Genomic DNA, 19,064 nt, shown 5'->3' on the forward strand with positions numbered 1-19,064 from the left:
GTGCCATGCCTGCGCGCCATTGTCCACCTCCCCCGTCGCTTTTCATCGACGGTGGAACCTCGCCGCAGGTTCCGAGTTGATTGGGACAGGAAGCCAGCGGGGTGTGTGATCTCGCAGGTTCATCTGGAAAAGTGAAAGGTAAGAATATGTTCAACAAGGTACTTATCCCCGCTATCGGTCTTTCGGCAGCTTTGCTTGCAGGCACATCTGCGCTGGCTCAGGACAACAACCACACTGAAATCGGTTCGCTGAGCTGCGACGTAGGTGATGGCACCGGCTATGTGTTCGGGTCTTCGAAAGAGCTCGATTGCACCTTCAACCCGGTTGAAGAAGGTGCCGAAGACGAACATTACACCGGTACGATCAACCGGTATGGCATCGACATCGGCAAGACCCAGAACGGCGTGATGAGCTGGCTGGTATTGGCTCCGACCGAAGATTACGGCAAAGGTGCCCTGAGCGGTTCCTACGGCGGTGTCTCGGGCGAAGCGACTGTTGGTGTCGGCGTTGGCGCAAACGTGCTAATTGGCGGTTCTGACGAAACCATCGCCCTGCAGCCGATCAGCGTGAATGCGCAGAATGGTCTGAACCTCGCGGTGGGTATCGCCGATCTGACGCTGCAGCACCAGTAAACTGCTGCCGGGTTCCGTCGCCCGATTCATAGAATTGAATGAACGACCGGTCCTTCTGGGCCGGTCGTTTTTTGACCTCTGTAATGACCGCTCATCGCGGTCTCGATCGCGCTAATTTTAATAAATTCCCCGGTTTAATCTGTCGCGGACAGGCAATCAGTGACGCAACCGGCAAAGAGCCATGTCATCTCTCTCCGATAAGAGCCGCGCATGACAGATCAATTGCACAGCGCCCCGAACTGGACCTACCTGCTACGCGAATTCGACACGCTCTATCGCCATGGCTCGGCGGGCGGCAGTCGCCCGGTGCGCAGCCATCGAAAACGTGTACGCGAGAAAATCGCCGGCCTTCTCGACCGTGACCCGCCGTTTCATCATCGCGACCCGGAAAACAAGCCTGTGGTCGAACACCTTGGCCGTGCTTTCGATCTCGCCGAAACGACTGTTATGCGCGGGCTGAGCCGGGCTCTGTCGCGGGTCTCGCACCAGCTGACATGGGAATACGGCTACGAACGTCTTCCCAAAACGCTGGAAAAGAAATACGCCTATTGCGAAGTGGTGGGACCCAAGGGGCCGGTCGTCAACGACACGCTGATCCTCGGCTTTGTTCTCTTCGCGCCGAAAACCACCTATCCGCAGCACAGCCATCAGGAAATCGAGGAAAGCTACATCTCCATCGCGGGCGCGTGGTCGGAAAACGATACAGCCGTCTACGCACCGGGGTCGCTGATCCTGAACCGTACGGATCAAAAGCACCGCATCACCACGGGCGACATTGATCCCTGCCTGCTGGCCTATGCCTGGGTTGGCCCGGCAGAGCGGCTTTCCGCGCCGGGCATGAAATTCTCACCCTCCCGCAAAACCGCCGGGAAATAACTGGAAGTCAAGGAAAAGCCGCGCCGGACAAGGCGCGGCCTTTCAGTCAGGAAATCACGTCGGCCGTCAGCGACTGCACCTTACCCGCGACGTCCTTGATCGGTTTCATCGCGTCAACTTCCTGCAAAACGCCGCGGTCGCGGTAATATCCGATCAGCGGCGCGGTCTGGGCGTGATAGGCCTCAAGCCTGCTTGCCACGGTTTCCGCCTTGTCATCCGCGCGGCGCTTCATCTCGGTGCCGCCGCATTCGTCGCAGACACCATCGACCTCGGGCGTCTTGAAGCTGTCGTGATAGCCTTCGCCACAGTTCGCGCAGGTGTAGCGGCCCGAAATCCGCTCGACCATCGCCGCATCGTCCACCTCAAGGCTGATCGCCGCGTCGATTTTCTGTCCTGTCTCCGCCAGCAGATGATCGAGCGCTTCGGCCTGCACCGTGGTGCGTGGAAACCCGTCAAGGATCACTCCGCGCGACAGGTCCGGCGCTTTAAGCCGGTCGCGCAGGATATTGATGACGATCTCATCCGACACGAGCTCTCCGGCTTCCATCACGGCCTTGGCGGCCTTGCCCGCTTCGGTCCCTTGGGCCACGGCTTCGCGCAAAAGGTCACCGGTTGATAGCTGCACAAGGCCGAAACGGTCTTCCAGCATGCGGGCCTGCGTGCCCTTGCCAGCGCCCGGAGGCCCCAGCAAAATCAGGACGGCGGGGCGGGTCAGGGTTGCTGTATCCATCCGCCTATCCCTTGTTCGGTCGGTTTTCGATCAGGTCGTCGACCACCGCTGGATCGGCCAGTGTCGAGGTATCCCCAAGCGAGCCGAAATCGTTTTCCGCGATCTTGCGCAGGATGCGCCGCATGATCTTGCCCGAGCGTGTCTTGGGCAGGCCCGGTGCCCATTGCAGCACGTCCGGGCTCGCAATCGGGCCGATCTCCTGCCGGACCCAGTTGCGCAGTTCCACGCGCAGCTCGTCCGAAGGTTCGACCCCGTTCATCAGCGTCACGTAGCAATAAATGCCCTGACCCTTGATGTCATGCGGGTATCCGACCACCGCCGCCTCGGCGACCTTGGAATGGGCGACAAGCGCGGATTCGACCTCGGCTGTGCCCATCCGGTGACCCGAGACGTTGATCACGTCATCGACCCGGCCGGTGATCCAATAATCGCCATCCGCGTCGCGTTTGCAGCCATCGCCCGAGAAGTAATAGCCTTTGTAATCGGCGAAATAGGTTTTTTCGAACCGCTCATGATCGCCCCAGACTGTGCGCATCTGTCCGGGCCAGCTGTCGCGGATCGCCAGCACGCCCTCGACGCCGTTGCCCTCGACGATCTCGCCGCTGGTCGGGTCAAGTACCACGGGCTGCACGCCAAAGAACGGTCGCTGCGCCGCGCCGGGTTTCAGCGCATGGGCGCCGGGCAGGGGGGTCATCATGTGGCCGCCGGTTTCGGTCTGCCACCACGTATCGACAATAGGGCAGCGCCCGTCCCCGACCACGTTGTAATACCAGTTCCACGCCTCGGGATTGATCGGCTCACCCACGGTGCCAAGGATGCGCAGCGAGGACCGGTCGCATTTCGTCACATAGTCGTTGCCCTGACCCATCAGCGCCCGCAGCGCGGTGGGGGCGGTGTAGAACTGGTTGATCTTGTGCTTTTCGATCACCTGCCAGAACCGCGAGGCATCCGGATAGGTCGGCACACCTTCGAACATCACCGTGGTCGCACCATTGGCGAGCGGTCCATAGACGATATAGGTATGGCCGGTGACCCAGCCCACGTCGGCGCCGCACCAGTAGATATCACCGTCGTGGTAATCGAACGTTGTCTCATGGGTCAGCGCGGCATAGACAAGGTAACCGCCCGTCGTGTGCACCACGCCCTTGGGCTGCCCGGTCGAGCCGGAGGTATAAAGGATGAACAGCGGATCTTCGGCATTCATCTCTTCCGGCGGGCAGTCGGCCGAGACCTTCTCGACCTCTTCGTGATACCAGAAATCCAGATCCGAGCGGAAAGCGATCTGCTGCCCGGTGCGGCGCACGACCAGGCATTTCACATCATCGAAATCGTTGCGCAGCGCCTGGTTTACGTTGTCCTTGAGGTTGGTCACCCGGCCGCCGCGCGGCGCGCCATCCGAAGTGATGACCAGTTTGGCGTCGCAGCCATTCACCCGCGCGCCAAGCGCGTCCGGTGAAAAGCCCGCGAAGACGATGGAATGGATCGCGCCGATCCGTGCGCAGGCCAGCATCGCATAGGCGGCCTCGGGGATCATCGGCAGGTAGAGCACCACGCGGTCGCCCTTGCCGACGCCCAGTGATTTCAGCACGTTGGCCATCTTGCCTACATGCTCGTGCAGCTCACGGTATGAGATATGCAGCGCGTCGTCCTTGGGATCGTCGGGCTCCCAGATGATCGCGGTCTGATCGCCGCGCGTCTCCAGATGCCGGTCGACGCAGTTGGCCGATACGTTCAGCGCGCCATCGGCGAACCAGTTGATCTTGACCTGACCCAGCGTGAAATCGATGTCCTTGACCGTGCTGAACGGCTTGATCCAGTCGATCCGCTGTGCCTGCTCGCGCCAGAAGGCATCCGGATCTTCGACCGAGGCCTTGTACATGGCGTCATACTTGTCCGCATCCACATGAGCTTTGGCGACGATCTCGTCGGACGGTGGATAGGTCGTGGACTTCGTTTGTTCGGCTTGGATTGTATCGCTCATTCAAAGCTCCTCCCTTTGGCTGTCGCGTTTTCCGGCCAGCAATCTTCGTGTGATCCTGCGCGCCCGCGCGGGCTGCGCCGTCTCCCCTCGCGGGGATCATAAGCCCGCTTGGAAAAGAATGGAATAAGCGGCGGTTCTGAAACGATTTGTCAGTAAAGGATTTTTTTCTGCAGTGCAGTATTTGTAAACTTTTTGCAAAACTTTCGTTCAATTCCCAATTTTAACAGGGCGAAGGCTGTAAATGAATTCTCCGTTTGCTACGTAAATCCCTGATGCGACAGGGGGCAGGGTCGATCCGCAGGGGTGCGGCATTTCGTGCCCAAAGGTCGGTAGGCCGGGATTCCGCCGGTCGCCACGTCAACTCAGCGTCTTAACGCAAGACATTCATCCAACAAAACCCGGTGCTTCGGGCTTGGCAACCGGAGATGTGCAAGCTAGTTTCGCTCGCAAGCGGCATGTGAGATATCTTAGGACCGCGAAAAAGGGAGAAAAATCAATGAACAAGTTCATGACAAGCGCCGTAATGGCGGCGCTGGGTATGGGAATTGCAACCGAAGCGGCCGCGACCGAGTGGAATGTGTCGGTCTGGGGCAAGCGTCGCGCCTTTACCGAGCATATCGAAAAGCTCGCGGAACTGGTCAGCGAAAAGACCGATGGCGAGTTCACCATGAACATCAGCTACGGCGGCCTCTCGAAGAACCGAGAAAACCTCGACGGCATCTCCATCGGCGCCTTTGAGATGGCACAGTTCTGTGCCGGTTATCACCCGGACAAGAACCGCCTGATCACCGTGCTCGAACTGCCCTTCCTCGGCGTCGAGAACCTTGAGCAGGAAGTCGCGGTTTCCAACGCGGTCTACGCCAATCAGGCGGTGCAGGACGAAATGGCCCAGTGGAATGCCAAGCTGCTGATGACCTCGCCCATGCCGCAGTACAACATCGTCGGCACCGGCGAGCCTCGCACCACGCTGTCTGAATTCGAAGGCATGCGTATCCGTGCGACCGGCGGTCTTGGCGAAGCCTTTGAAAAAGTCGGCGCGGTGCCGACCTCGGTGACCTCTTCCGAAGCCTATCAGGCGATGGAATCCGGTGTCGTCGACACGGTTGCCTTCGCTCAGCACGCGCACCTGTCCTTTGGCACGATCAACCAGGCCGACTGGTGGACCGCGAACCTTAACCCCGGCACGGTGAACTGCCCGGTGGTGGTCAACATAGACGCCTATGAAATGCTCTCGGACGAAGAGCGCACCGCGCTGGACGAAAGCGTGCCCGAGGCGATTGATTACTACCTCGAAAACTACGGTGAGCTGCTCAAGCGCTGGGATACCGTGCTCGAGGAAAAAGGCGTAGAAAAGGTCATGATCAGCGAAGACGAGCTTGCCGCCTTCCGCGAACAGGCCGCCGATCCGATTGCAGCCGCTTGGGTCGAGGATATCGAAGCGCAGGGCCTGCCCGGTCAGGAGCTTCTCGATCTGGTCAAGGCCGAACTGGCGAAAGCCAAAGGTACCAACTAAACCTTGTCTCCCCGCTCTTGCGAACGGGGGGCAGTGCCTTTAACAGGGCGTCTCCAAATCCAGTACCCGAGTGGTGATGACCTCTCGGGTACATGGCTTTCAACACAGATAATATAAGGGGGCAGAGATATGGCCGGTGGCGCCGCCGTACTTGAAGACTCCAGCCTTTTGAGCCGTCTGGACAGAGCTTTGCTGCCCATCGAACGGTTCTGCGCCTTGCTGAGCGGTCTCGCAATCTTTTCGCTGATGTTCCTTGCCGCTTATTCGGTGATCAGCCGCAAATTCTTCGGCGCGCCGATGATGGGTTATATCGACTACATCGAAGCGGCGATGCCGATCATCGCGATCATGGGCATTTCCTACGTTCAGCGCGACGGCACCCATATCCGCATGGACATGCTGGTGGGCAACCTCAGCGGCCGGGTGCTCTGGCTGTTCGAGCTGATCTCGGTGATCCTGATCCTCGTGCTGATCGTCGCGCTGACATGGGGGGCATGGGACCATTTCGCGCGCTCCTTCGATTGCTCGCGCCCGTTTTGCAGCCGGGACAGTTCCATCGACATCGGCCTGCCCACATGGCCCTCGAAACTGGTCGTGCCAATCGCCTTCGCGGTGCTGGTGCTTCGGCTCCTGTTGCAGATTGTCGGTTATGGCCGGGCGCTGATCTATAACATCGACCGCCCCGTCGCGGTGCCCCTCAACCTCAGCGTGGCGGAACAGGCCATGCACGAAGCGGAACTTATGGAAGGGCACGACTGATGGAGCCTATCGATATCGGTCTCTGGACCACCGGCGGGCTGCTGGTCATGGTCCTTCTGGGTATGCGCGTGGCCTTTGCCGCCGGTATGGCTGGATTCGTCGGCCTTGTCTGGCTGCGCTGGAACGGGATGGATTACGACCCCGCCCGGTTTGGCAAGGCGCTTGAAATCTCGGTTCGCATCGCCGGTCTGACGCCGCATTCCAAGGTTTCGGCGCAGGTGCTCAGCCTGATCCCGGTCTTTATCCTCATCGGCTACCTTGCCTATTACGCGCGTCTCACAACCGCACTGTTCGAGGCAGCCAAGCGCTGGATCGCATGGGTGCCGGGTGGGCTGGCGGTGTCGACCGTCTTTGCCACGGCCGGTTTTGCCGCCGTTTCGGGCGCCTCCGTCGCCACGGCAGCGGTCTTTGCCCGTATCGCCATCCCGGAAATGCTCAAGGTCGGGTACGACAAGAAATTCGCCGCCGGCGTCGTTGCGGCAGGGGGCACGCTTGCCTCGCTGATTCCGCCTTCGGCGATCCTCGTGATCTACGCTATCATCGTGGAACAGGACGTGGGCAAGCTGCTGCTTGCAGGCTTTTTGCCCGGCGTCTTCTCGGCTATCGTCTATGCCGTCCTGATCATCGGCATCGCCGTCACTTTCAAATCCGTCGGCCCGCCGGTGCGCGGCTTCACTTGGGGGCAGAGGTTTGCCTCACTGCCACCGGCGCTGCCTATCGTCGCCGTGGTCGTGATCATCATCTTCTTTGTCTACAACCCGTTTGGCGATGCCTGGGGCACACCGACCGAGGGCGGGGCCGTCGGCGCATTCATCGTCTTCCTGATGGCGCTTTATCGCGGCATGCGCTGGGCCGAACTCAAGGCGGCATTGCTGGAAACGGCGAAGCTCACGGTGATGATCTTTACGATCATCTGGGGCGTGCTCATTTATGTGCGCTTCCTTGGCTTTGCCGAATTGCCTGCCGCCTTTGCGGACTGGATCACCTCTCTGCAGATGTCGCCGATGCTGATCTTGATCTGCATCCTGCTGGCCTATGCGGTGCTGGGCATGTTCATGGACGCAATCGGCATGCTGCTGCTGACCCTGCCGGTGGTCTATCCAGCTGTCATGGCCTTGAACGGCGGCGAGATGGTTTCGGCGGCTGACAGTGCCTTTGGCATGAACGGCACCATGTGCGCGATCTGGTTCGGGATCCTCGTGGTGAAAATGGCCGAGTTCTGCCTGATCACACCGCCCATCGGTCTCAACTGCTTCGTTGTGGCCGGGGTCCGCGACGACTTGAGCGTTCAGGATGTGTTCAAGGGGGTGATGCCCTTCTTCCTTGCGGATGCGGTGACCATCGGCTTGCTCGTGGCTTTCCCGGCCATCGTTCTCTATCTGCCAAGTCTCGCCGGTTAATCTGGCGGGGCCGCACCGGAAAAGGGGCAGGGGAACCTTCGTGTTTCTTTAGTGAGCGCCAGACATGAAAAAAGGCGTGGGGTGCGATGCAGCCCACGCCTTTTTCAATTCACATGTCTGTTCAATTCAATGGATGCGCGCGCCTGCTGCCATCTCCATCGAATGGAACGGGTCGTCCGGTTCCGCCGTCAGCCCTTCAAAGGCGGCGATCCGCATCAGCGCAAGGCCCAGCGATTCCGCCAGCCCGGTCAGCGACGGTGCCATGTCGGCCCGCACGATCAGAGTTGCGATCAGCATCGCGTCTTCGCGATCGCCGCGCCCGGCCGCCGCGATGAAATTGGCAAAACAGGCTTCATCCGCGCCAAGGCAGGCGCATTTCAGATCGTGCCGGACAATCGGGCGTCGCGCGTAGTGGGCGCAAAGCCGCATGATATTCTCCAGCGCCTTGAGGGCCTGCCGCCCCTGAGCTGCGCCCAGTGTCCGGGCGAATTCGTTCCAGACCCGGGCCTGCGCTTCCGGACCGCTGTTCCACAGCCGCAGGTACAGCACCGCGCCGGCTTCGACCGGATCGAGGTCGCCGACATGTCCCACCGCTACGCCGCCCCGGTTGCGGGCGCGTGTCTCGGCGGCGCTGCCGGTCAGGTTTTCAGATGTCATTTCGTGAGGATCAGCTTGCCCGCGCGGGTGATCCGCAGCGTGTAAAGCTGGTCGTCCAGCCGGATATGGGCCAGCGATCCGCCATCGGTCAACTCGGCCGCATCATGAACGGGAAGAGGGGCAACACCGTATTGCGTGTCGCGCGTCTGGGTTTGCGTATGCATCGTTTCATGCTCCTGCTGTTGCGGTATCGGGCTGACCCAGGAGCAAGCCCGGGATGGCTGGACATGTTTTAAATCTGACTTTTTTAGTCGGGTTAGTCAAGCCACTCTTTTCGCAGAGAATCGAGAAAATCCGTGAAATGCGAAACCTTGCCGAAACCCGGCTTGTCTGCGCGGCAATCGGCATCAACAAACCTGACCGGAAGAGCGCTTTGCACAAAGCTCGGGCGAATTCCGCAATTGGCCGCCTCTGCGCTGACACCCGACAGGGATATTCTTGCAGGTAAAATTATTTTCCCATATGCCCGACTTGACCGCGCTCCTGCGCGACAGAATGGAGAACACAATGTGTGGTATTGTCGGGCTCTTCCTGAAACAGGAAAATCTGCGCCCCCGGCTTGGCGACATGCTGACCGATATGCTGATAACGATGACCGATCGCGGCCCCGATTCTGCCGGAATCGCGATCTATGGCGATGAAACCGACGGTCTCAAGGTGACCGTGCAATCGGATGACGCGGCCTCCGCCTTTGACGGGTCGCAGGACGACCTGACCAACCGGCTTGGCACATCGGTTCCGGTCAAGGTGCTCGATACCCACGCGATCATCACCTTGCCGCGCGACAAGCGGGACGAAGGGCTTGCCTGTCTCGAAGAGCGCGGCCTGCGGATCATGGGCGTCGGCGACGCGATGGAGATTTTCAAGGAGGTCGGCTTGCCCAAAGACGTGGCCGATCGTTTCGGAATCCGCGCGATGCAGGGCAGCCACGGCATTGGTCACACCCGAATGGCGACTGAATCCGCCGTCACCACGCTTGGTGCGCACCCGTTTTCCACGGCAGATGACCAGTGCCTTGTGCATAACGGCTCGCTTTCCAACCACAACCAGATGCGCCGCCAACTGGCCCGAGACGGGTTCGTCACCAAGACCGAGAACGATACCGAGGTCGGCGCCGCCTATATCTCCTCGCGCATCGCCAAGGGCGACACGCTGGGTGAGGCGCTTGAAGGCACGCTCAAGGATCTCGACGGGTTCTTTACCTTTGTCATGGGCACCAAGAACGGATTCGGCGTGGTCCGCGACCCGATTGCCTGCAAACCCGCCGTGATGGCCGAAACCGACGACTACGTGGCCTTTGCCAGTGAATACCGGGCTTTCGCCGATCTGCCCGGGATCGACACTGCCCGCATCTGGGAACCGGAACCCGCCACTGTCTATTTCTGGGAGCGTTGAATGCAGACCCTCGACATGAACGACATCGACCTGCGCGCGGTCAACGCCACCCTTCAGGGCGCGGCCGGAACCGATACGGAATTCGAGGTGCTGAACCTGCGCGGCTCTCACGCCGTTGCCGTTGGCCTTGATGCGCCCATCGACGTCACGCTGCACGGTTCTGCCGGCTACTATTGTGCCGGTATGAACAAACAGGCAAGGATCACGGTCAAAGGCTCGGTTGGGCCAGGAGCCGCAGAAAACATGATGTCCGGCGAGGTGATTGTCGATGGCGACGCCTCGCAATATGCGGGAGCGACCGGGCATGGCGGCTTGCTCGTGATCAAGGGCAATGCCTCGTCGCGCTGCGGCATTTCCATGAAGGGGATCGACATTGTCGTCGGCGGCAACATCGGCCATATGAGCGCTTTCATGGCGCAAAAGGGCAACCTTGTGGTCCTCGGCGATGCAGGCGACGCGCTCGGCGACAGCCTTTACGAGGCGCGGCTTTTCGTGCGCGGTTCCGTCAAATCGCTTGGCGCGGATTGCGTCGAAAAGGAAATGCGCCCCGAACATCTCGACCTGCTGGCCGATCTGCTGCAGCGCGCCGGGATGGACGCCAAACCCGAAGAGTTCCGACGCTATGGTTCGGCGCGCGAACTCTATCATTTCAAAGTCGACAATGCGGGGGCCTATTGATGAGCGACCAGCACACACCCCGGACCATGCCCCGGCAGTCCTGGACCTTTTCGAACGAGATCAACTCGGAAATCCGCCGCGCGGCGGCCACCGGGATCTATGACATTCGCGGTGGCGGGGCTAAACGGCGCGTGCCGCATTTCGACGACCTGTTGTTCCTTGGTGCCTCAGTCTCGCGCTACCCGCTCGAAGGCTACCGCGAGAAATGCGAAACCTCGGTCACGCTGGGCACGCGCTTTGCCAAGAAACCCATCGAGCTGAAAATCCCGATCACCATTGCGGGCATGTCCTTTGGCGCGCTCTCGGCCAATGCCAAAGAGGCGCTGGGCCGGGGCGCGACCCTTGCGGGCACTTCGACCACCACGGGCGATGGCGGCATGACCGATGAGGAACGCGGCCATTCCGAGATGCTGGTCTATCAATACCTGCCCAGCCGCTACGGCATGAACCCCGACGACCTGCGCCGCGCCGATGCGATTGAAATCGTCGTGGGTCAGGGCGCCAAGCCCGGCGGCGGCGGCATGCTGCTCGGCCAGAAAATCACCGAGAGGGTGGCCGGAATGCGCGATCTGCCGGTTGGAATCGACCAACGTTCTTCCTGCCGCCACCCGGACTGGACCGGGCCGGACGATCTCGAAATCAAGATCCTCGAGCTGCGTGAAATCACTGGCTGGGAAAAACCGATCTATGTAAAGGTCGGCGGCTCGCGCCCCTATTACGACACGGCGCTGGCGATAAAGGCGGGCGCGGATGTGGTGGTTCTTGACGGGATGCAGGGCGGCACCGCCGCGACGCAGGACGTGTTCATCGAACATGTGGGCCAGCCCATCCTTGCCTGTATCCGTCCCGCCGTGCAGGCGCTTCAGGATCTGGGCATGCACCGCAAGGTGCAACTTGTCGTCTCCGGCGGTATCCGCACCGGGGCCGATGTGGCCAAGGCGCTCGCGCTTGGGGCGGATGCGGTTTCGATCGGCACGGCCGCGCTGATCGCGATCGGCGACAATGATCCGAAATGGGAGGCCGAGTATCAGGAACTCGGCTCGACCGCCGGTGCCTATGACGACTGGCACGAAGGCCGCGACCCGGCAGGGATCACCACGCAGGACCCGGAACTGATGGCCCGTTTGGACCCTGTCGAGGCCGGTCGCCGTCTGCGCAACTACCTCAATGTGATGACGCTGGAATGCCAGACAATCGCGCGCGCCTGCGGCAAGAACCACGTGCACAATCTCGAACCCGAGGATCTCTGCGCCCTCACCATGGAGGCCGCCGCCATGGCACAGATCCCGCTCGCCGGGACGGACTGGTATCCGGGTAAAAAGGGTTTCTGAAACATCATGACGGGTGGCGTCAGACCGCCCGCAGCCACCAACAGGGAAAAGGACCGCAAATGAAGGATCTCGCCAAATTCGCCAAGGACAAGGGCGTCAAGTATTTCATGATCTCCTATACCGACCTGTTCGGGGGGCAGCGGGCCAAGCTGGTCCCGGCGCAGGCCATCAAGGAGATGCAGAGCGAAGGCGCGGGGTTTGCGGGTTTTGCCACATGGCTCGACATGACCCCGGCCTATCCCGACATGCTGGCGGTGCCCGATCCCGAAACCGTGATCCAGCTGCCGTGGAAGCCCGAGGTCGCATGGGTCGCGGCGAATTGCATGATGGAGGGCGAAGAGGTCGCGCAGGCCCCGCGTAACGTGCTGCGCAGACTGGTGGCCGAGGCCGCCTCCGAGGGACTGCATGTCAAGACCGGCATCGAGGCGGAGTTTTTTCTGCTGACGCCCGAGGGCACCGAAATTTCCGATCCCGCCGATACGGCGGAAAAGCCCTGCTATGACCAGCAGGCGGTGATGCGGCGCTATGACGTGATCTCGGAAATCTGCGACTACATGCTCGATCTCGGCTGGGGCCCGTACCAGAACGACCATGAGGACGCGAACGGCCAGTTCGAGATGAACTGGGAGTTTGCCGACGCGCTGGTAACGGCGGACCGGCACTCCTTTTTCAAGTTCATGGTGAAATCCGTGGCCGAGAAACACGGGCTGCGCGCCACCTTCATGCCCAAACCCATCGAAGGGCTGACCGGCAATGGCTGCCACGCCCATATCTCGGTCTGGGATGCCAAGGGCAAAAAGAACGTCTTTGCCACCGAAAAGGGAAGCGGCTCGACCGGAGAGCTTGGCCTCTCCGAACAGGGCGCACAATTCCTTGGCGGGATCATGAAACACGCAACCGCTATGGCCGCGATCACCAACCCGACGGTGAACAGCTACAAGCGCATCAATGCGCCGCGCACCACCTCCGGGGCGACATGGGCGCCCAACAGCGTGACCTGGACCGGCAACAACCGGACCCACATGGTGCGCGTCCCCGGTCCGGGCCGGTTCGAGCTGCGCCTGCCCGACGGGGCGACCAACCCCTACCTGCTGCAAGCGGTCATCATCGCGGCCGGTCTGTCCGGCGTCCGGACCAAGGCCGATCCCGGCATGCGGCACGACATCGACATGTATGCCGAGGGCCACACCGTGACCGACGCGCCGAAACTGCCGCTGAACCTGCTGGATGCGATCCGCGCATTCGATGCGGACGCGGGCCTGAAGGAAATGCTCGGAGCAGAGTTCTCGGCCTCTTTCATCAAGATGAAACATCAGGAATGGCATTCCTATGTCTCGCACTTCTCGAGCTGGGAGAGGGACAATACCCTTGATATCTGACCCCAAGGTTGCACCGCCGGTGTACGCGGGGGGCGTACAGGGGGTGTACAGCTTGTGCACCGATATCATCCCCTGTTTTTCGACCTCTCGCGACTGCCGGCGTGGCGCGGAAAAATGAGCGAAGTGGACGACAGGCAGGGTTCGAAACCACTGCGTCAGGACCCTCATGCGGTCGGAGAGACGCGCGAGAAGAACCTCGAACTGGCCATCGGCCGCCAGATCCGCGAATTGCGAAAACGCCAGCGCATGACCGGCACGGATCTTGCCGCCAAAACCGGTATTTCCGTCGGTGCGCTTTCCAAGATCGAAAACGGGCTGATCTCGCCCTCGCTGAATACGCTTCAGGCGTTTTCCCACGCGCTGGGCGTGCCGATCGTGAACCTGTTCTCTGGCTACGACCAGCCGCGTGGCGCGATGCATGTCAAAGCCGGGCAGGGGGTCGAGATCGAACGACAGGGCAGCCGGGCGGGCCACCAGTACAACCTGCTGGGGCATATCGGCGCGACAGATTCTGGCGTGGTCGTCGAACCCTACCTGCTGACCCTCACCAGCAAGAGCGACGTCTTTCCGGTGTTCCAGCACGAGGGCATCGAATTCATCTACATGCTCGAAGGCCAGCTCGACTACCGGCACGGCGATCAGCTCTACCGGCTTGAGCCGGGCGACACGCTGCTCTTCGACGCGGACGCGCCGCACGGGCCGGAAATGCTGCTGGAATTTCCCATCCGCTATCTCTCGGTCATATGCTATCCGCAATGACCGCCGCAGCGCGAGTCACTTGGCGGACTGAAAACCCCTCCCAAAATCGCCCCAAAGCCCGCCCGATGAGCCTCGCGGCGATGCTTTTTCGGTCAAGCCTGCTTGGCTTTCGCGTCGTTCTCGCGCGATAGGGTGACGCTTTTGCCGAAGCGTGTAAAATAAGCGCTAAACGGGTGTTTTACGGCGTTTTCTTTTCCTTGACCGATGCCTTTCTTCGCGCCAACACATGCGCCAGCCATCGGTTTGAACCCTCCCGCAAAGCCCGTCAGGGCCGGATCCAAGGAATACCAGAATGAACGACTACATCCTGACCGTCCACTGCCCCACCCGACGCGGCATCGTTGCCGAGATCTCGACCTATCTTGCGGAGAAGGGATGCAATATCCGCGACCTGCATCAGTTCGATGACACCGAGACCGGGCATTTCTTTTCGCGCATCAGCTTTGACAGCGAAACCGGCACCACAATCGACGCGCTGCGCGAAGGGTTCGGCCCGATCGCCGAAACATTCGGAATGACCTGGGATTTCCACGACCCGGCCAAGAAGATGAAGGTCGTGCTGATGGTCTCGCGTTTCGGCCACTGTCTGAACGATCTTCTCTACCGCTGGCGCATCGGCGCGCTGCCGGTCGAGATCGTCGCGGTGATTTCGAACCATCTCGATTACCAGAAGGTCGTGGTGAACCACGACATCCCTTTCCACCACATCAAGGTGACCAAGGAGAACAAGGCCGAGGCCGAAGCACGCCTGCTGGGCGTGGTCGAAGACACCGACGCCGATCTCGTGGTGCTTGCCCGTTACATGCAGATCCTGTCAGATTCCCTGTGCCAGAAGATGTCAGGGCGGATCATCAACATCCACCACTCCTTCCTGCCCAGCTTCAAGGGCGCGAACCCCTACAAGCAGGCTTTCGAGCGCGGCGTTAAGCTTATCGGCGCAACCTCGCATTATGTTACGGCGGACCTCGACGAAGGCCCGATCATCGAACAGGATACCGTGCGCGTCACGCACGCCCAGTCTGCCGATGATTACGTCAGCCTTGGGCGCGATGTGGAAAGCCAGGTGCTGGCGCGGGCGATCCACGCCCATATCCACCATCGCGTCTTCCTGAACGGCACAAAGACGATTGTCTTCCCGGCAAGCCCCGGTTCCTACGCGTCCGAACGGATGGGCTGATCACGACGTTTGACAGCGATCACAGTTAGTTATCTGTGGTCGTTGGGGCATGCCCTCCCGAATGGTTTCCGGCGCCAGTCATCTGGCGCCGCACTCATTTTCCCATTTCAAGTTTCGCGCAGGGGATGAGTTGTATCGCTAAGACGACCTGAGGTGCGCCCCTATGCTGGGCGAAGAAGGTTAAGGCCCTATCTGGGAAAGTTCTCTTGCCTGATCAGATACGGATGTTCTGCCGCTAAGCTGCGGTCATCTCCAACAATTCTTTCAGCGACAAATGAATTGATTTTACGGGCAAGTTTTATTAACAAAGAAAACACTTACTTTGTACCAATAGAATTTCTGACGACTTTTGACTTCCTGAACACATTTACCGAATAGCATTTCGCTGACTTCAATAAATTACCGAGATGTGGCTCAGAACAGACAGGCCCCACTCTCATTTACTGGCCCCAGGATGACGACATAGTGCGCCGGACTCAGCGGGAAGATTCGTTCTCAGATGCGCTAAAACATGTTAGATTGCATAATAAATAGACAGACAGGCCCGGTTTCTTCGAATTTTGGGAACACATGGGGCCTGTATATGCTGCATGTCGCAATTCTGACGATAAGAGAACGGATAAGGTCAGTTGAGGGGCTTCAATTGTGAGGCAAGTAATGATCGACATTACCGCAGACCCGGCCAGTCTTGACGCAAACCGCGTCCTCGATACGCGCACCTCGCTGAACCGCAATGGCCTCTCCCGCCTGCAGAACGGTCTCGACAAGTTCATGGGGCTCGGGCGTAATCATTTCTGCCTCGACGTGAACCGCAAGAAAATCGGGTATTGCTACATCCGGAAAAACGGCTGTTCGAGCTTCAAGAAGATGTTTCTTGAACAGTCGCCACATGGCTATGACCCGGCAAGCCAGAAGCGCCCGATCGATTTCATCCGTATGAACCATTTGATGGAGGACAGTGATTTCGCGACATGCGATCATGTGGTCCTGGTTTATCGCGATCCGGTCAAACGGATGCTTTCGCTATTCCGAAACAAGTTCATCCTGTGCAGCGGTGCCGACGATCTCTTCGCCAATTACGAACGAGTGACCGGGACTGCGCCTCTCGATGCGAGTTTCCGCAGTTTTGTAATGGATTACCTGCATCAGCCGTGGGCGGCGCTGGACCGGCATGCGCTACCGCAGCGCTATCATCTGAGACGGGCGGTCTATACCGATGTTATGCCGGTGGAAAAGATCTACAACCGGATGATCGGGGTAGTCGGTCAGTCGATGGCCGACAAGTATTTCCGCAGACCGGTGAACCGTACCTCTGATGTCGAGCGCGTGGAAATGGAGGGGGCTGACGTCATGCCGGTAGAGGCGTTGCGCGAGCATTATGCGCAAAGGCATGTCTTACCGGATGATGCCAGCTTGCTGGGTGAGAATCTTAGTGAAGTTCTGAAGGATCGGTACCAGATGGATTTCGAGTTTATCGCCCGTTTTGAAACGCAATCGGTACAGTAGGAATGGGCACGCGCGGTGGCTGATAAATGGAACAGCGTCGGGCAGAAAAGCGGTGATAAACCCGGCCTCCCGACCGTTTCGGTTGTCATTGCAGCTTATAATGCCTCTGCGTGGCTCAAACACTCGGTCGACAGTGCATTGTCGCAAGAAGGTGTCGAGGTCGACGTCCTGATCGCGGACGATCAATCTACGGACGATACATTCGACGTGGCCAAGAAGCTTGCCGAACGCGACCCGCGGGTGACTGCCATTAGATGCGCGGAAAATGGCGGCCCCGGGGCGGCGCGTAATACCGCTTTGAACGTGTCCAAAGGGCAATGGGTCGCCGTACTGGATTCAGATGACCGGTATGCGCCGGACAGGCTGGCCATGCTTTGTGACGAGGCGGAAAAGCAGGCCGTCGATATCATACTGGATGATTTCATCGCGCAGGATGAAAACGGCGTGCCGCTGGATGAGCGCAGCCTAAGCGATATCTGGGGCCCCGGTGCAATGACCCTCGCGGACTGGATCGGGTTGAACCGGGTCGCTCATGGAGAAGTCAGCTTTGGCTATGCCAAGCCGGTTATAAAGCGCGACTTCATCGAAGCGCATTCCCTGCGGTATGATGAGAGCCTGAGAAACGGCGAGGATTTCCACCTTGTCCTTGCCGCCATGATCTCGGGCGCAAGGGTGTGGTTTTCGGCGACACCCGGCTATTACTATACGCGGCGCATGGGGTCGGTATCGCGCCGCGCGCAGGACGATCATTTGCGCGCGCTTCTGGTCGCGGACCGGGCAGCGGAGGTCCGGTTGAATGCCATGGGCGAAAGCGAAGTCCTTGCATTCATGCGTGAGCGGCGCCGCAATCTCGAAAGCCTGATGACAAGCGAGCGGGTTTTTGGCGCGATCAAGGCGGCAAATGCGGCCACGGTGTTCAGCGAATTGATGCGAAACCCGCGCGCCACGCCCCGGATTTTCAGTCACGCACGAGAGGCAGTTACCAAACGCTTGCCGCGATGGCTGTAAAGCGATGGATGGCACCATTCAGAACCTGGCAAGAGAAGGCCGTGGCGTGCTCATCGTGGCGCGCCGTCTGGATACGATGCAATCCGGCAGCAGCCAATATATCTATGGCTATCTGAAGCTTTGTCGCGATGCCGGCCTGTCGACAAGGCTGGTATTTGCCCCAAGGCGCTCTTTCGGAAACCTTGCATGGGCGCGGGTCCACCGCGATTTCGCAGACGTCGTGGACGATATCGTCTGGCCGCAAGCCGCGCGGTTTGGCGATCTGTTTGTTTCGACTTCGCCCAAGGTATGGGGAAGGTTTCTGCGTCGCGCCCTTTTTGAGATGCGCCGCCGGTTGTCTTCGGATGCGAGTGAAAGGGTGCCGAGCCTGTTGGGGAAAGAACTGAGCGAGGACGAAGCGCAAGAGCTCATGGATCTGCTTGCGCCGTTGCGGGCAACTATCGTGACCGCGGAATACAGCAGTCTCGGCCCGCTATTGTCCGGCGCAGGAGATGCCTTTCGCGTCGTGTTCCTGCACGACCTGTTTTCCCTGAGAGCTGAAAGTTTCCTGTCGAGCGGGGGTCAGCCCGATCATCACGTGATTACGATGGAAGAAGAGGTTAACCGCTGTCGCGCGGCCGATCTTCTGATCCACGCGAGTTGCAGTGAATATACCGCGATGAAGGCCGTGTTTCCGCAGGTCGAGCACGTATGGATGCGCCCCACCGTGAATGTCCGGGACTTCGACGTGAGCGGCGGCGGAGAGCCACACGCGGTATTCATGGGATCGCTTCACCAGGGCAATATCGCGGCGCTCGATTTCCTGCGGCGGAAAGTCTGGCCGCTGGTGCGGGCACAGAAACCGGAAGCCAGAATGCACATCGTCGGTACGGTCGCCTCGCTCGTTGATCCCGAAGAGGCGGAACGCGAAGGTCTGGTGTTGGTCGGGCCAGTCGATGATCTGTCAGAAATTGGTGGAGAGAATGCCATCGGTCTGGCGCCCATGGATCTCGGCAGTGGCATACCGATTAAGATCGTCGACTACCTTGCGCTCAGGATGCCAGTGGTTGCCACGTCAGGCGCGTTGGCGTCCTTTGGCGGCGCGCTGGATGGATTACTGCTTGAGCCCGAGGATCTTCAGGGGTGCGCGGCGGCAATCCTGGAACTGCTCGACGACGAAGACCTTCGCAGAAGGCTGTCGCAAGGCGCCTCGGCGGTACGTGCACGTCTGTCGAACGAGCCGCTGATCGAGTCGCTAGGCCCGGCGCTGACGCTAGTTAGCGACAGATAAATCTTGGTTTCCC

The 19,064-nt window shown here is 59.9% G+C and carries 19 protein-coding genes; 14 read left to right on the top strand and 5 right to left on the bottom strand.

Annotated elements, in window-relative coordinates:
- Positions 1–146: 146 nt before the first annotated feature.
- Positions 147–632 (top strand): DUF992 domain-containing protein, encoded by a 486-nt coding sequence (locus tag MF268_RS07675; protein WP_238370316.1) that lies wholly within the window; start codon positions 147–149, stop codon positions 630–632.
- 210 nt (positions 633–842) lie between these two features.
- On the top strand, positions 843–1,508 hold the full coding sequence (locus MF268_RS07680) for a dimethylsulfonioproprionate lyase family protein (protein WP_238370317.1): 666 nt from the start codon (positions 843–845) through the stop codon (positions 1,506–1,508).
- 46 nt (positions 1,509–1,554) lie between these two features.
- On the opposite strand, the gene MF268_RS07685 is transcribed toward MF268_RS07680, so the two are convergent.
- Entirely contained in the window at positions 1,555–2,238 is a 684-nt protein-coding gene (locus MF268_RS07685) for an adenylate kinase (protein ID WP_238370318.1), read from the bottom strand.
- Between the two features lie 4 nt (positions 2,239–2,242).
- Positions 2,243–4,219, bottom strand: a complete 1,977-nt coding sequence (acs, locus tag MF268_RS07690; protein WP_238370319.1) for an acetate--CoA ligase — start codon at positions 4,217–4,219, stop codon at positions 2,243–2,245.
- A 496-nt stretch (positions 4,220–4,715) separates the two neighbouring features.
- Here acs and MF268_RS07695 point away from each other — a divergent pair, with 496 nt between their 5' ends.
- From MF268_RS07695 to MF268_RS07705, 3 genes are all read left to right on the top strand, one after another.
- Positions 4,716–5,732, top strand: coding sequence for a C4-dicarboxylate TRAP transporter substrate-binding protein (locus MF268_RS07695; protein ID WP_238370320.1), 1,017 nt, complete (start codon positions 4,716–4,718; stop codon positions 5,730–5,732).
- 129 nt (positions 5,733–5,861) lie between these two features.
- Positions 5,862–6,491 (top strand): TRAP transporter small permease subunit, encoded by a 630-nt coding sequence (locus tag MF268_RS07700; protein WP_238370321.1) that lies wholly within the window; start codon positions 5,862–5,864, stop codon positions 6,489–6,491.
- Positions 6,491–7,891, top strand: coding sequence for a TRAP transporter large permease (locus MF268_RS07705; RefSeq protein WP_238370322.1), 1,401 nt, complete (start codon positions 6,491–6,493; stop codon positions 7,889–7,891). The genes MF268_RS07700 and MF268_RS07705 overlap by 1 nt, the downstream gene beginning before the upstream one ends.
- 126 nt (positions 7,892–8,017) lie before the next feature.
- On the opposite strand, the gene MF268_RS07710 is transcribed toward MF268_RS07705, so the two are convergent.
- Complete coding sequence (locus tag MF268_RS07710; RefSeq protein WP_238370323.1) at positions 8,018–8,548, bottom strand: hypothetical protein; 531 nt, start codon at positions 8,546–8,548, stop codon at positions 8,018–8,020.
- Entirely contained in the window at positions 8,545–8,712 is a 168-nt protein-coding gene (gene hemP / locus MF268_RS07715; protein ID WP_088632735.1) for a hemin uptake protein HemP, read from the bottom strand. The genes MF268_RS07710 and hemP overlap by 4 nt, the downstream gene beginning before the upstream one ends.
- Before the next feature lie 343 nt (positions 8,713–9,055).
- Between hemP and MF268_RS07720 the strand changes: the two genes are divergently transcribed.
- From MF268_RS07720 to MF268_RS07740, 5 genes are all read left to right on the top strand, one after another.
- Positions 9,056–9,943 (top strand): class II glutamine amidotransferase, encoded by an 888-nt coding sequence (locus MF268_RS07720; RefSeq protein ID WP_238370324.1) that lies wholly within the window; start codon positions 9,056–9,058, stop codon positions 9,941–9,943.
- A complete protein-coding gene (locus MF268_RS07725; RefSeq protein ID WP_238370325.1) occupies positions 9,944–10,621 on the top strand; it encodes a GltB/FmdC/FwdC-like GXGXG domain-containing protein in 678 nt (225 codons plus the stop codon). It abuts the gene before it with no gap.
- Positions 10,621–11,952: an FMN-binding glutamate synthase family protein gene (locus MF268_RS07730; protein WP_238370326.1), complete on the top strand. Its 1,332-nt coding sequence runs from the start codon at positions 10,621–10,623 to the stop codon at positions 11,950–11,952. Before MF268_RS07725 ends, MF268_RS07730 begins: the two co-directional genes overlap by 1 nt.
- Before the next feature lie 59 nt (positions 11,953–12,011).
- Complete coding sequence (gene glnT, locus MF268_RS07735) at positions 12,012–13,331, top strand: type III glutamate--ammonia ligase (RefSeq protein WP_238370327.1); 1,320 nt, start codon at positions 12,012–12,014, stop codon at positions 13,329–13,331.
- A 114-nt stretch (positions 13,332–13,445) separates the two neighbouring features.
- Complete coding sequence (locus MF268_RS07740; protein WP_238370328.1) at positions 13,446–14,090, top strand: helix-turn-helix domain-containing protein; 645 nt, start codon at positions 13,446–13,448, stop codon at positions 14,088–14,090.
- A gap of 92 nt (positions 14,091–14,182) precedes the next feature.
- Here the strand turns inward: MF268_RS07740 and MF268_RS07745 are convergent, their stop codons facing one another.
- On the bottom strand, positions 14,183–14,371 hold the full coding sequence (locus tag MF268_RS07745; RefSeq protein WP_238370329.1) for a hypothetical protein: 189 nt from the start codon (positions 14,369–14,371) through the stop codon (positions 14,183–14,185).
- An 11-nt stretch (positions 14,372–14,382) separates the two neighbouring features.
- On the opposite strand from MF268_RS07745, the gene purU reads away from it, so the two are divergent.
- From purU to MF268_RS07765, 4 genes are all read left to right on the top strand, one after another.
- Positions 14,383–15,267 (top strand): formyltetrahydrofolate deformylase, encoded by an 885-nt coding sequence (purU, locus tag MF268_RS07750; RefSeq protein WP_238370330.1) that lies wholly within the window; start codon positions 14,383–14,385, stop codon positions 15,265–15,267.
- A 657-nt stretch (positions 15,268–15,924) separates the two neighbouring features.
- The gene (locus tag MF268_RS07755; protein WP_238370331.1) at positions 15,925–16,773 is read left to right on the top strand and encodes a sulfotransferase family 2 domain-containing protein; all 849 of its coding nucleotides are present in this window, start codon (positions 15,925–15,927) and stop codon (positions 16,771–16,773) included.
- Between the two features lie 15 nt (positions 16,774–16,788).
- A complete protein-coding gene (locus tag MF268_RS07760; protein ID WP_238370332.1) occupies positions 16,789–17,781 on the top strand; it encodes a glycosyltransferase family 2 protein in 993 nt (330 codons plus the stop codon).
- 4 nt (positions 17,782–17,785) lie between these two features.
- A complete protein-coding gene (locus MF268_RS07765; RefSeq protein WP_238370333.1) occupies positions 17,786–19,051 on the top strand; it encodes a glycosyltransferase family 4 protein in 1,266 nt (421 codons plus the stop codon).
- The last annotated feature ends 13 nt before the right edge of the window (positions 19,052–19,064 follow it).

It is taken from the genome of Heliomarina baculiformis (assembly GCF_019966545.1).
Classification (GTDB): domain Bacteria; phylum Pseudomonadota; class Alphaproteobacteria; order Rhodobacterales; family Rhodobacteraceae; genus Heliomarina; species Heliomarina baculiformis.